Here is a 13,608-nt window from a genome sequence, read left to right as displayed (position 1 = left end):
ACTATTTAAAAACCACATTTAAACCCAGAGAGAATGTTCTGGTTCTTGGATAAATCCCTCCGTCAGAACCTGAACCACTACCACCACTTACATTAAGTTCGGGATCAATCCCGGTGTATTTGGTAATCAACAACAGGTTAGATCCGGTAAGGGATAGCCTTAGTGAACTTACATATTTGATTTTTTCTGTTTTCACGGTATAACCGAATGATAGATTTTCCCATCTCAAGAAAGCACCATTTTCCAACCATAGATCTGAACTGTACTGAGAGGTATAAAGACCAAGTGGTACAGCGCTTTCTAATACGTTAGATTTACCCAAATTCTCGAAATAACTCAGGCTTGGCCTGATGGTGTTGTAAATCTTATTTCCACCAGAACCTCGCCATACCATAGAGGCATCAAAATTCTTATACCTAAAACTCGGTGTAAATGCATAAGTATATTTTGGAATTGCAGATCCCTCAATCACCCTATCAGGACTTTGGTTTCCCTGGTCGATAATGCCATCACCGTTCTGATCGATAACAGTTTCGGCGTTAGCGGCATCTTTGCCCTTATGCTGTAAAATATTGAAACTACCGATCGGCATCCCTTCAATCAGGTATGAATTTATACCCCAGGGAACGTAATTTGTATTCAGTGGTACACCCGCAATACTACCGCTTAAGCTAAGCACTTTATTTTTCAACAGTGATCCGTTACCAGCCAGCGTTAATGTTGTATTCTGGGTTTTGATTACATCATAGCTTAAAGAGAGCTCAAGGCCCTTGTTTAACAGACTGCCAACATTGGCCGTAATGTTTGGATATGGAAAAGGTGGCTGAGGCACGGTGTAACCAAACAATAGGTTATCAGTAGTGGCAGTAAAGGCATCAATTGTTCCGGTTAAACGGCCTTTGAACAATCCGAAATCAATACCGATATTGGTCTGTTTACGTGTTTCCCAACGCAGGTCTGGATTTGCATTTTGGCTCACCACGAAATTTGTAATCGGTGCGCCACCAAAATAAGTAACACCAGAATACCCAACCAATTGTAAAGATCCCTGAGGGGAAAGCCCCTGCTGGTTACCAGTTATACCGTATCCACCACGCAGTTTAAGCGTACTAAAAATATGCTGATCTTTCATAAAAGACTCTTCATCAATTTTCCATGCGATTGATCCAGATGGGAAATCGCCCCATTTATGGTTTACACCAAATACAGATGAACCATCTCTCCTATAACTTGCCGTTAAGAGGTAGCGGTTTTTATATGAATAGTTTATACGCCCTAAAAATGAAACCAGGCTTCTGTCGTTTTTGTACGAAGAAATGTCGCCTGGGGTAACTTTGGAAAGGTCGCCCAACTGAAGCGCATTATAGGTCGCAATATCATTGATAAATCCTTTTGCCTGGGCAAAGTTTCCATTGTAGGTTTGCGCCTGGGTTTCATAAACGGCAACAGCATCAAGGCTGTGGTCGCCAAAATTCACCTTATAATTTAAACTGATGTCCATCAGCTTTTCATCATTGTGATAATTGTTAATATTAGCAATCCCTTGGTTATCAATCGCTGTAGACACTGTAGAAGCAGCCGGAAGATAGTATCCCGAGTTTCCATCTACTTTTCTCCAGCTACCAAACCAGCCAACACTTAAACCCTTATATAACTGAAGATCGGCACGAAGACTTCCAAACAAACTGTTAATGTGATTTTCATTTACAACTGTATTGGCTACTGCATAAGGATTGATGTACTGGAATACATTCGGATCAGAATAATAGCTACCATCGGTATTGTAAACCGGATCTGTTGGCCTTGTTACGTAGGCATTTGAAATCAGGTTTGAACGGAAACTTTCCCTGCCTACTCCTGTTGGACTATAATTGGTATTGTTAATACCATTGTTCAGGTTCATTGTTAAGGTCAACTTGTCATCTAAAGCCTTTTGGGTTGCCTGGATTCTACCAATGTAATTTTTGTAATTGGATTTAATCACAGAACCGGTCTGCAGAATTGCTGAAAGTGAGGCCCGGTAATTAAAATTGTTTGCACCTCCCCCGAAAGCTATGGTATGGTTCTGCGTAACACCAGTTTGTGTTAACAGGTTGTACCAATCTGTGTTTGAGCCATGGTTAGCTGATGCAGGAACATTATAAAGCTGTGCCTGTTGCCACCATTGATCGGCATCAAGTGTTTTTAAACCTTTTGGTAACACATCAATAGAGGTATTTGCTGTATAATCAACGCTTGATTTACCTGCTTTACTTTTTCTTGTTGTAATAATGATTACACCAGGAGCACCGCGCGAACCGTAAATTGCAGTTGCTGATGCATCTTTAAGGATATCGACAGATTCAATCTCGCTTGGAGGAACCTGGGTTAAAAGATCCATATTACCTTGAATACCATCAATAACCACTAAGGGATCATTTCCACCAATTAATGAAGTGATCCCCCTGATTCTAACACTAGGTGAAGTGCCTGGCTCGCTACCTGTTTGTGTAATATTTACACCGGCAGCTTTACCTGCCAATTGTTGAAGCGGATTGGTTACTGAACCTGGGTTGAGGTCTTTACTGCCTATTGTAGAAACTGCCCCTGTTACGTCAGATTTTTTTACGGTACCATAACCAATTACCACAACCTCTGAAAGCGATTTTGTATCCGGCACAAGTGCCACTGTAAAGTCCTGTCCGGCAATAATACTTTTTTCAATAGCATCATAGCCAACATAGCTAATATTCAGGGTAAGCGGACCTTTATTGGTTGAAGTAAACTGAAAGTTACCTTCGTTGTCGCTAGTTATACCTTGAGCTGTTTCTTTTACTTTTATGCTCACTCCGGGTAATGGCAGGTTTCGTTCGTCTACAACCCGACCTTTATAGGAGCTGCTCTGTGCAAATGCATTGATGGAAAAAAGAAGGGCCAGAATGGCCAGACCATACTTGTACAAGTAAACTTGTTTCATAGAGAATTATATTTGGTTATCAATTATTAATATTCAGCCGTTAGCTGTTGGTTTGTTCATCAAAGTAACTGAGGATTTGACCTACTATCAATATGGCAAAATGTGAATATTAAAAATATCGAAACCACACATCAATCAAGTAATTGATTATCAACAAAATAAGTCAAATTCAAATCAAAAATTATATAGATCTATCAGATTGTTTTAGTTCTTTAAAATGATTGATATTTCACCATTAGGCTCTTTTTGATTCATATTTATTACGTTATGATACCCGTGCAAATACCTTATTTTAAGAAACTTGTACAAATTGCTGCCATATAATTTCTATATCAGCTAACTTTAGGCTTACATTTCATTTCAGGCAACCGTATCTTGGTGTTTCAGAAATATCAAAAAACAATGCGAGCCATTAAAAACCTGCTAACCCTTTCCATTTTATTTTTACTGCCCCCAGTTGCTCAGGCACAGCAAAACCAAAGATTTCTGCCTAAACGCAGTGATGCTACCATCTATCAGGTTAACATCAGAACCTTTAGTAAGGAAGGAAATTTAAGAGGTGTTATCAAACGCGTCGACTCTATTAAAAATTTGGGGATCAATGTGGTCTACCTCATGCCAATCTACCCTATCGGCAAACTAAATTCGGTAAATTCTCCTTATTGCGTCAGCGATTATCGATCAGTAAATCCAGAATTCGGTAACCTGGCCGACCTTAAACTATTGGTTGAAACCATACACCAGAAACAGATGTCTGTTATACTTGATTGGGTACCCAACCATACTTCTTATGATCATATATGGATAAAAAACAGATCATGGTATCTCCAGGACAGTACCGGCAGAATTATAAGTCCACCAAGAACAGGCTGGCGGGACGTTGCCCAGCTTAACTTTAAGAATATGGATATGAGAAAAGAAATGATCTCTTCCATGGAATATTGGGTGAGAGCGGCTAATGTTGATGGTTTCAGGTGCGATTATGCTGATGGGCCACCCTTTGATTTTTGGAAACAAGCAATAACATCCCTTAGAAAAATCCCGAACCATAAACTGCTCATGCTTGCTGAAGGTAAAAGAAGCAACCATTATCAAGCAGGTTTCGATTATAATTTCGGTTTCGCCTTTTTTGAAGGAATGAAAGAAATATATACCCGTGGCAAATCTGCAAAATTGATAGATAGCTTAAATAAAGCAGAACACAAGGGGGCAAAAAATGGCCAGCAGATTGTACGCTACACCACCAATCATGATGTAAACGGTTCGGATGGGACACCGCAGGAATTGTTTGGTGGAGAAAGAGGTGCAATCGCCGCTTTTATCGTATCCACATATATGAACAGTGTTCCCTTGATTTATAACGGACAGGAAGTTGGCACACCTTACAGGCTCGTTTTTCCATTTACAGGAAAAAATATCGACTGGAGTTTGAACCCATCCCTAACAGCCGAGTACAAAAAAATTATCGCTTTGCGCAACAAAAACGAGGCGCTGAGAAATGGCAAGGTAAAATCTTACGCTACTGATGATATCTGCGCATTTATTAAGGAGAAAAAAGGTAAAGCATTTTTTGTACTGTCTAACTTAAGAAATAAGCCGGTTCAATTCACTGTTCCTCAAAAACTTAAAAAGCAAAAGTGGACAGATGCATTTACAGGTTTACCATTTAAGCTTTCAGATCAGGTGGTTTTGCAACCTTACAGTTACCTTGTAATCAGTCATTAGGTACTTTTACCGCCCTGATCTGCATTATTTTATCTTCAAATTCTTCATTTGGGACGAAAGAACGGTTTTTAACCTTTGTTTTATACGTATAAATGGTATTTACCGAATAGTTAAGGATTTTTGCGATGGTTTCATTTTCATCGATCCCCAGCCTGATCAGGGCAAATATCCTCAGTTCAGTACTGAGCAGATGTTCATCAGGAAATTCAATGTGGTAGTCTGTAATAAAAAGTGCATTAAAATCATTCACGAAATTTGGGAACAGGTTTAAAAATACCCGGTCAAAATTATGGGAAAGATTTTCCCTTTCCAGATCTGTATTGAGTTTTTTAAATACCTGGCCAATCTCGTTATAGTTTTCGGCCTTGATATTTTTTTCTACCGATCGTTTCAACTTTTCAATTTTTTCGATATAACTGGAGTGGATATTGAAAGAGTACCCTATATACTCATCCTTGATCAGGTTTGCCTCGTCAAGTTTGTTATTGATTTGGGAAAGGGTTTTATTTGATTTATCCAGGGCTGAATTGAGTAACGTCAAGGAGTGGTTTGCACTGTTCAGGTCAGCATTTTTTTCCAAAATTATGCGATCGGCTATCCTGAGTTTTTTTAGTTGTCTCAAGGTGATGTAAGCAAATATAATCACAATGATGATCAGCAGGGTTATCGTTGAGGCATATATCGTTAACAGGTTCTTCTGCTTTTCTATCCCATTTACTTTTTCACTCTGGATAATGGGCATAATGTTGCTGATCTGCGCTTCCCGATGCCTGGCACCATAAAAATTGGCATCATCAATGGCATAATTGATGTATCTGAATGCTGTTTTGACATCTCCCTGCTGATAAAGATAATTCGCAAGATTGGTCAGTGCGACCCCTTCTTTCGTAGAGTGTGAATTATCAATTATTGCAGCCTTGATCAGCATTTCAAGGCCTAGCTGCATTTTCTTCTGCTCAAAATATGTAAAACTCAAACAGGCAAGGTTTACCGCGCTGTCCTGGCAGGACTGTTTGAGCGTAAGGATATGCTCATAAATACCCGAAGCTTTGGAGTATTGCTGCTGCCTTATCGACTTTAATCCCTCAGCCGAAAGATATTCATAGGACGAAGGTTGAGTAGAATTCAGTATTGAATCGCAATAACCAAGACCTGCCGTGTTATATTTTGCATAGTAATCGCTGATCTTATCATAATCTGCAAGATCAAAATTGCTCCTGGCCTGAAGGAACAAGTAGGCATATCTTTCCTTTGCATCAAGTTTATCAAGGTCAACCATTTTCAGGGTATCAAGCCCCTCTTTGAACATCCCGGCAGAAACCAGAACAAGTCCCATATTTATTTTTGAAAGGTTTATCTTTTTGTCATCTTTCAACAACCGGGCGTTCGCGTTCAGCTTTTTACAATAAACGTATGCAGAATCATGATTGTACGACTTGTAGGCATCAAAAAGCTGTTCATAATGATCATATCGCTTTGTAAGCGAAGAATAGTCACGTTTCAGGTTGCCCCTGATTGCCTCTATAAAAAGCACCTTTTTCTGATCAAATGCACCGCGCTGAGATAGCTTACTGTTTAAGACCTGCTGCAGACTGTCAACATCGGCAGAGGCCGAAAGGCAGGCAAACAGTTGAATTGCAAGAAAGAATACGAAATTGCAGCAGCCAGTGTTTTTCACAGATAACATGTCCTTAGTAATTGCGTTGAATGCATGGAAGATACCTGCGTTCGAACCGCGCAATATGATCAAATTTTATGTAAAAATAAAATCAATCAGATTGATTTCCAAAAAAAGTACCACAGGACAACAAAAGAAAGAATACGCCCGGAGTAGATGGTGATGATAACATTTTCCTTTTTATTGATAAAGTTTGGTCGGAGCACCCGGTCATAAGTCGTCCTGTTCCGATCATAACGGTTAACTATAAAACAGTTGCGAGTATTAGGTCCAAATCTTCTTAGTATTAATTATAACATGGACTGCAGTTATTAGGCGGCCATATTGTTTAGAACAAACTCAGACTAAAATAATGATATTGATGATGCTTAGAATTAAAAATTATAATGGGTAAGCCGTTTCACTCTTAGGCTCAGATAATACAAAGTAGCTTTGAACAGTGGTAATATTGGGTAGTGTAGCCAGTTTATTCCGAAGAAATTCGTGATAGGCATCCATATCTTTCGTTGCGATTCGGAGAATAAAATCATGTGCACCTGTCATCTGCAAACATTCCATTACCTCCCCAAATTTAGAGACTTCTGTTTCGAATTCAATTAAAGTTTTAGCACTATGCTCTTTCAACAATACATGAGAAAAGGCAATCAGGTTTCTGTTGATTTTCTTGCGGTCGAGTATGGCCACAATCCTTTTAATATAGCCTTGTTCTTTTAATCTTCTGATGCGTTCGTGTATGGTGGCGATAGATTTATGCAGCTTCAAGGATACTTCTTTATTGGTTAAAGAGGCATCACGTTGCAATAATTTTAAGATTTCTACATCAACCTGGTCTAAATCGCCGTGTATCATGTTGTGAATAAATTGAAAAAAAATATAATTGTCATTTAAAAAACAAGCCGAAACTAAAATAAAGATTAAATATCTATCAAAAAAGCAGAAAATTTCTGTAAAAAACAAGATGTATTGACATAAAAAATTATAATACAGAATTTTACTGAAATAAAAATCAATCATTTGGGTTTTGCCAAACGATTTAACAAACAGCCATGATCACATTAACAGCAAATGAAATGACTTCAGCCATAGCGGGAAAATTTGAACATTTATCACTTCTGGTTGGTAATACTCCAATGCTCGAACTCAGCTACACTTACCAAGGCAGAGTAGCCAAAATTTATGTTAAATGTGAACATTACAACTTAACAGGCAGCATTAAAGACAGGATGGCACTTTATACCTTAAAAAAAGCATATGCCGAAGGTAAGATTAAAGCTGGCGACAGGATTGTTGAAGCTACGAGCGGCAATACCGGAATTGCATTTGCGGCCATTGGCAAAGCATTAGGGCATCCCGTTACGATTATTATGCCCAACTGGCTGAGTAAAGAGCGCATGGATATTATTAAAAGTTTAGGGGCCGAAATTATTCTGATCAGCAAAGAAGAGGGCGGCTTTATCGGCAGTATTCAACTTGCAGAATTTATGGCGGCCAACAATCCGAATATCTTTTTACCCAAACAGTTCGAGAACATGGCCAACCCCGAGGCTCACGAGCACACCACAGGTAAAGAAATTTGGGAGCAGTTACGTTTGAAAAACATTTCCCCTAACGCTTTTGTTGCCGGCGTGGGCACAGGTGGAACCATTATGGGGGTAGGCAATTTTTTAAGAAAACAAAATGCCGGCATTAAAATACATCCATTAGAACCTGCAGAATCGCCAACACTAACTACTGGTTATAAAGTAGGCAGTCATCGGATCCAGGGGATTTCTGATGAGTTTATCCCCGAAATTGTGAAACTAAGCGAACTGGATGAAGTGATACAGGTTAATGATGGCGATGCCATACTGATGGCGCAAAAACTAGCCGAAAAATTAGGTTTGGCAGTAGGTATATCATCAGGCGCAAATGTGATCGGCGCCATCAAACAACAGCAAAAAATGGGGATAGAAAACTGCGTAGTGACCATTTTTTCGGATAGCAACAAAAAATATTTAAGTACCGATTTAATGAAAGTAGAACCAATTAAAGCCGGGTACCTCACACCTGAAGTCGATTTTATCGATTACCAGGCCTTTAGCAGATTAAAATAATCAACATAAACCAATTAAACCACAACATGAAAAAAATCACTTTTTTATTCTGTGCCCTATGCCTGATCAAGTTCAGTGCATACAGCCAAATTTTAAAACCGGTAACCTGGAGTTACGCAGCGAAAAAAACAAGTGCCACCACAGCTACTATATTTATTAAGGCCACTGTAGATCAGGGCTGGCATTTATACTCGCAATTTGTTAAAGATGGCGGACCGGTTAAAACAACCTTCACTTTCCCGTCGTCGGCCGCTTATACCTTAGTTGGTACCACTACCGAACCAAAAGCCATTACCAAGTATGAATCTACTTTTAAAATGGATGTAAGTTATTTCGAAAAATCGGTCGTGTTTCAACAAAAGGTAAAGTTAAAAAGCAAAAGTGCAACCGTGAAAGGCAGTGTAGAATTTATGGTATGCGATGATAAACAATGTTTACCACCAGAACAGGTAGATTTTAGTATTCCTGTAAAATAACAAGCATATGATATCCTTAAAGAAAATCTGTCTCGGCTTGCTGTGTCTCTGTGCCCTATCATTTGGGGCATATGCACAGGACAGCACCGGTACCGACGACTTAACTTTTACAGAAATTAAGCCCGAAACGGTTGATAGTACGGTTAAAACGGCCGACACTAACCTGAAAACAAGGGTTGCTGCTGCTGCAACTGTTCAAAAAGCTATTGCTCAGCCAAAGGAAGAACACAAAACATTATGGGGGATTTTTATTGCAGGTTTTGTTGGCGGTTTAGCGGCACTGCTAATGCCCTGCATCTTCCCTATGTTGCCCTTAACGGTAAGTTTTTTTACTAAGGGATCAGAAAAGGGGAAAGCTTTTCGGCGTGCAGCGCTTTATGGCTTTTTCATCATTTTAATCTATGTAGTACTTGGCCTTTTGGTAACGGTAATTTTTGGTGCCGATGCTTTAAACAGCTTATCTACAAATGGGATCTTTAATTTTTTCTTCTTCTTATTGCTGGTTGTTTTTGCGGCATCCTTTTTAGGGGCTTTCGAAATTACCCTACCCTCTTCATGGGTAAATAAGATGGATGCCAATTCAGATAAAGGTGGTATAGCGGGTCTGTTTTTCATGGCTGGAACTTTGGCACTGGTATCCTTCTCCTGCACTGGCCCCATTATCGGCACTTTACTGGTTCAGGCAGCAACCACGGGTGCACTTTTAGGTCCGGCAATTGGCATGTTTGGCTTTTCGCTGGCACTCGCTATTCCTTTCGCTTTATTTGCATTATTTCCATCAGCGATGAATAAACTGCCAAAATCTGGTGGTTGGTTAAACAGTGTAAAAGTAGTACTGGGTTTTCTGGAGCTGGCTTTTGCCTTAAAATTCTTGAGCAATGTAGATCTCGCCTATCACTGGGAATGGTTCGACAGGGAAATATTCTTAAGCCTTTGGATCGTCATTTTCGGGATGATGGGAATTTACCTTTTGGGCAAACTGAAATTTGCTCATGATAGTCCGCTGGCCTTTATTTCTGTACCCAGGCTTTTTCTGGCTACCGTAGTTTTAGCTTTTACCATCTACCTGATCCCGGGCATGTGGGGGGCGCCTTTACGCAGTGTATCTGCCTTTCTTCCTCCACAGGAAACACAGGATTTCGATCTCTACACCACAGGATTATTGGCAGGAAAACAAACGGCTACAAATGATGGCCCGCACAAATATGCAGATAAATTCCACGCACCATTAAAACTCAATGCCTATTTCGATTACAACGAAGGTTTAGTTGTTGCAAAAAAGCTCAACAAACCTGTGCTGATCGATTTTACCGGCCACGCCTGCGTAAACTGCAGAAAAATGGAAGCCAATGTTTGGCCGGATCAGGACGTATATAAAATGATCAGCAATGATTATGTACTGATCCAATTGTATGTGGATGACAAATCTGAACTCGCCCCGGCAGATCTTGTTATTACACCGGAAGGAAGAAAACTGAATACCATTGGCAAAAAATGGAGCGATCTGCAGGCCAGGAAATTCCAATCCAATTCGCAACCTTTTTATGTATTGCTCGATCCTAAAACAGAAACATTATTGGCACAACCACAAGGCGCAGATTACGAAGTAGCCAATTATAAAAAATTCCTAAAAGGTGGTTTAATAACCTTTAACAAGTAGAGAAAAGAGACTGCAGGTTTTAGAAGTCCTGTAGAATTTTAGGTGTAGTGACAATTAGACTTAGGGGCATTGCCGGATAGCATGCCCCTTTATAAACCTGAGTTCGACTATTAAAATGCGTGCAATTGATTAGTTTTTACAGTTTGATATTTGATTGATGGTTTTTCGGAAAAAAACTATATGCCGCCAATCCAGCCAAAATATTAACTACGAAATTAATGAATGAGCGATGTCTTGAATGTTCAATCTGACAAATGTTTTTAAGCTCATCATTTACAGTTTCTATGACAGACCTTTTTCTCAGCATAATCTCATCGTTCATGCTCATTAAGCTGTTTTTCATTCTGTTACGAATGCCCGTTACCAAATGTACGCCATCGCTGAAAAGTATTTCAAACAGCTGTTTGGATATATATCCTTTGTCGCCAAACAGCTTACCGAATATTTTCTTCAAGAATCCTTCTCTTTTCAAGGGTTCCCTATGATCCATATAATATGTTCTATTTATTTTTCAACATATCCTTTAAGCGGATTGCTCGTTCATGGGGTGTTCCTTTAATGTATTTTAAAAAAATTGTTTCTGTTTTTATGAGTGTGTATTTCATCGAAAGTAGTTCATCATTACTTTTGGTGAAGGATCCATATCCAACTACAAAAGGATAATTTCCAAGATCGAAAAAGCTCAGCGTGCAGCTAGGTATGGGGTTTTAGCTCAACGACCCTCGAAAACATCAAAAGCGCAGAATCCAACTGGTCTTTGCATTAAAGCCAAACCTATCGGCTGCTGCAACGCGCCCCCACAATTGTTACTATCCATTTTAATTTATTCCGTTGGTACAAAAATAAATTGGAGTAAATTTTTTCATCTTTGTTTTAAAGACCTATTTAGCTTTGTTTTAAAGACCAGGGCAAATCTTATCCCCAAAACAGGAATCTTGTACCCACCAAAACAAGAAACGCAAACAAGAAAAAACTTCCTGTTTGCATTCTTAAGACCTAATGCCTATGTTTTACTAATATGCTAATAGCATATATGCAGCACGTATAGTGTGGTCATAATTTGGCTTTATTTTTAGCTTTGGTTACAGTTCGAAATTCTGGTGGTCGCGGACGATTTTACTCACCACCTTTTCCGGCAGTCCTTGCTCATGGAGTTGCTTCTCCCAGAACCCGGAGACAGACTGAACCTCTTCGATTGTCCCTTTAGGATTTTTGACTGTAAATTTTTCAGCGACCTGGAGCAGGTCTTGCAAAAAAATATCAGATCTTTTATTATTGATTGAAAGTACACGGTTGTTACGTATGACGTTGATCATCGGATTGAGCGAATAGGTCAGGTCATAGGCTGGAGCCAATTGCCAGAGATCATGTTGTTCATCGTAAATGAACGAATGGTTCTTCATATGGTCATCAAAGTTGGCGTACACCACATTGAAGACCATTCTCCGGTAGAGCTGTTCTATTTCCCGATGGGTCAGCTTTAAGAACCTTGCCAGTGTAAAAAGGTTTTCATAGCTTGATCTTTTAGGATCGCCTGAATAGGCCCAACCGGTCATACCGGTTGCGGTAAGGATATGCTGCTTTTTGCCCTCCTGTCTATCGAAACGTTTGGTGGCAAAATGTTTCCCATCTATCATATGGCTATCCATCATATTGATCCCGGCCTCTACTGCTGTGAGGTAATAGGCATACTCAAGGGCCTCCCTGCTGTAGGCCAGCTCCTCTGCAACAGATAATTTGACGAGGTAATGGTTATAGTCCGCGGAATATTCAAGGTCTCCAGGGATGATTTTATGACTATTTTTATCTTCCGAGATCAATATCTTTGGCCGTGCACCGCCTGCAGAAGTCCCAATGTTAAAGATATTAAAGAGGGAGGCACAGCTGAGGCTATCCTCTTTGGTCTTCCCTTTATCGAACAGTACCTTTTCCAGTACGGCAACGATTTCATCCAGGTTTATGGTCGCATCTTTTGGTATTACCTTACTCGGAAAATATTCTAATGCACCCATACCTCTATTTGATACATAGGCAAGCTGTTCAATTACGCTGATCTGTTCAAAATCCTTATGACTGGCATCCATCCAGGCCTTAAAAATTGTATTTCCAAACATATCCGGCAAGGAATCGGCGATCATTGGCGGCAGTCCACGGAAGTTATCGTGATCATAGTTCCGGAATACCTGTGCATTCGGGATACGTTTGATGATATTTGGAAAAAGATTGCTATATCTGCCACTTTTAAGAAAATCCGGATGATACTGAAAAGTAGACCGTCTCTGATTTTCGTCATAACCGACCTTTCCGATTTCCTCACCAAAGGCGCGTACAGCTATAATATCGTTTTTTGCCATAGCTTAGTATAATGGAGTAATATTCTTATCTTCAATATTCTCGAGGATAAAACTGTCAAATTTTTCAAGCAGTTCAAAGCGCTCCAAAACCTTTAAAAAAGTATCAAGGGTAACATTCTTTGGACGCTCGAGATTCTGAATGGTGACTCTTGACATGTCTAAATCCTCAGCAAGCTGATCCTGTGAAATGCCCTGATAGGCGCGTAATACCTTACTGAGTTCTGCGATATGGATTTTCGCATCATAAACTGTTAAACTATCTAAAATCATTATTTTAGCATATTATAATATGCTAAAATAATGATTTAACAAGATAATGCATAATATAATGTGCTTTTTTTTTTATAAATTAACACAAGAATAAAATAGCATATTATAATATGCTATTTCAACTAAAAAGAACAAAAAAGCACATTATAATATGCTTTTATCCATTAAACTTTAAATCTTCAATAGCGACCGTACTGTAGGATATTCAAAGTGGGACATTCAGAAAACATCCATTTTATATCATCCAAAGCCCCCACATGTGCGTCACCTGTTGGTTTACCAAACAGAGCGGAAACTAAATTTTCTTTTTTAGCTATCCGGTAAAGATGCATCAGTAATTCATTGGCCTGTTTTTGGAATTTTTCATGACGCGTCCCGGTTAGCAGGCTCCCATTT

Annotated in this window: 10 protein-coding genes; 4 read left to right on the top strand and 6 right to left on the bottom strand. The window is 39.4% G+C overall.

Features of this window, described 5'->3' with window-relative positions:
* Position 1: 1 nt before the first annotated feature.
* On the bottom strand, positions 2–2,956 hold the full coding sequence (locus tag R2R28_RS05325) for a SusC/RagA family TonB-linked outer membrane protein (RefSeq protein ID WP_316824670.1): 2,955 nt from the start codon (positions 2,954–2,956) through the stop codon (positions 2–4).
* A 402-nt stretch (positions 2,957–3,358) separates the two neighbouring features.
* Here R2R28_RS05325 and R2R28_RS05320 point away from each other — a divergent pair, with 402 nt between their 5' ends.
* On the top strand, positions 3,359–4,681 hold the full coding sequence (locus tag R2R28_RS05320; RefSeq protein ID WP_316824669.1) for an alpha-amylase family glycosyl hydrolase: 1,323 nt from the start codon (positions 3,359–3,361) through the stop codon (positions 4,679–4,681).
* Here R2R28_RS05320 and R2R28_RS05315 read toward each other — a convergent pair.
* Together R2R28_RS05315 and R2R28_RS05310 are read right to left on the bottom strand one after the other, a co-directional pair.
* Positions 4,671–6,359 (bottom strand): DUF6377 domain-containing protein, encoded by a 1,689-nt coding sequence (locus tag R2R28_RS05315; protein WP_316824668.1) that lies wholly within the window; start codon positions 6,357–6,359, stop codon positions 4,671–4,673. The two genes, R2R28_RS05320 and R2R28_RS05315, sit on opposite strands and share 11 nt — an antisense overlap.
* Positions 6,360–6,740: 381 nt before the next feature.
* Positions 6,741–7,208: an Lrp/AsnC family transcriptional regulator gene (locus tag R2R28_RS05310; RefSeq protein WP_316824667.1), complete on the bottom strand. Its 468-nt coding sequence runs from the start codon at positions 7,206–7,208 to the stop codon at positions 6,741–6,743.
* A gap of 197 nt (positions 7,209–7,405) precedes the next feature.
* Here R2R28_RS05310 and R2R28_RS05305 point away from each other — a divergent pair, with 197 nt between their 5' ends.
* Genes R2R28_RS05305 through R2R28_RS05295 form a run of 3 tightly spaced genes read left to right on the top strand, consistent with a single transcriptional unit; the run spans position 7,406 to position 10,588 of the window.
* Positions 7,406–8,452 (top strand): PLP-dependent cysteine synthase family protein, encoded by a 1,047-nt coding sequence (locus R2R28_RS05305; RefSeq protein ID WP_316824666.1) that lies wholly within the window; start codon positions 7,406–7,408, stop codon positions 8,450–8,452.
* Positions 8,453–8,478: 26 nt separating this feature from the next.
* The gene (locus R2R28_RS05300) at positions 8,479–8,928 is read left to right on the top strand and encodes a protein-disulfide reductase DsbD domain-containing protein (protein WP_316824665.1); all 450 of its coding nucleotides are present in this window, start codon (positions 8,479–8,481) and stop codon (positions 8,926–8,928) included.
* A 7-nt stretch (positions 8,929–8,935) separates the two neighbouring features.
* Entirely contained in the window at positions 8,936–10,588 is a 1,653-nt protein-coding gene (locus tag R2R28_RS05295; RefSeq protein ID WP_316824664.1) for a protein-disulfide reductase DsbD family protein, read from the top strand.
* Positions 10,589–10,724: 136 nt separating this feature from the next.
* Here R2R28_RS05295 and R2R28_RS05290 read toward each other — a convergent pair whose 3' ends face one another.
* The 3 genes from R2R28_RS05290 to R2R28_RS05280 form a co-directional block, all read right to left on the bottom strand.
* On the bottom strand, positions 10,725–11,078 hold the full coding sequence (locus R2R28_RS05290) for a transposase (protein ID WP_410479157.1): 354 nt from the start codon (positions 11,076–11,078) through the stop codon (positions 10,725–10,727).
* Positions 11,079–11,670: 592 nt separating this feature from the next.
* Positions 11,671–12,942: a type II toxin-antitoxin system HipA family toxin gene (locus tag R2R28_RS05285; RefSeq protein ID WP_316824663.1), complete on the bottom strand. Its 1,272-nt coding sequence runs from the start codon at positions 12,940–12,942 to the stop codon at positions 11,671–11,673.
* A 3-nt stretch (positions 12,943–12,945) separates the two neighbouring features.
* Entirely contained in the window at positions 12,946–13,212 is a 267-nt protein-coding gene (locus tag R2R28_RS05280) for a helix-turn-helix transcriptional regulator (protein ID WP_316824662.1), read from the bottom strand.
* Between the last annotated feature and the right edge of the window lie 396 nt (positions 13,213–13,608).

The sequence above is a fragment of the Pedobacter miscanthi genome, assembly GCF_032678605.1.
Lineage (GTDB): Bacteria > Bacteroidota > Bacteroidia > Sphingobacteriales > Sphingobacteriaceae > Pedobacter > Pedobacter miscanthi_A.
Note: the sequence above shows the minus strand (reverse complement) of the source record. Positions and strands in the feature narration are given on the sequence as shown.

What these genes read in the sequence shown, in the direction of transcription:
- R2R28_RS05290 (WP_410479157.1), bottom strand. Translation starts at nt 11,078, where the DNA reads ATGGATCATAGGGAACCCTTGAAAAGAGAAGGATTCTTGAAGAAAATA.
- R2R28_RS05295 (WP_316824664.1), top strand. Translation starts at nt 8,936, where the DNA reads ATGATATCCTTAAAGAAAATCTGTCTCGGCTTGCTGTGTCTCTGTGCC.
- R2R28_RS05310 (WP_316824667.1), bottom strand. Translation starts at nt 7,208, where the DNA reads ATGATACACGGCGATTTAGACCAGGTTGATGTAGAAATCTTAAAATTA.
- R2R28_RS05280 (WP_316824662.1), bottom strand. Translation starts at nt 13,212, where the DNA reads ATGATTTTAGATAGTTTAACAGTTTATGATGCGAAAATCCATATCGCA.
- R2R28_RS05285 (WP_316824663.1), bottom strand. Translation starts at nt 12,942, where the DNA reads ATGGCAAAAAACGATATTATAGCTGTACGCGCCTTTGGTGAGGAAATC.
- R2R28_RS05300 (WP_316824665.1), top strand. Translation starts at nt 8,479, where the DNA reads ATGAAAAAAATCACTTTTTTATTCTGTGCCCTATGCCTGATCAAGTTC.
- R2R28_RS05325 (WP_316824670.1), bottom strand. Translation starts at nt 2,956, where the DNA reads ATGAAACAAGTTTACTTGTACAAGTATGGTCTGGCCATTCTGGCCCTT.
- R2R28_RS05320 (WP_316824669.1), top strand. Translation starts at nt 3,359, where the DNA reads ATGCGAGCCATTAAAAACCTGCTAACCCTTTCCATTTTATTTTTACTG.
- R2R28_RS05305 (WP_316824666.1), top strand. Translation starts at nt 7,406, where the DNA reads ATGATCACATTAACAGCAAATGAAATGACTTCAGCCATAGCGGGAAAA.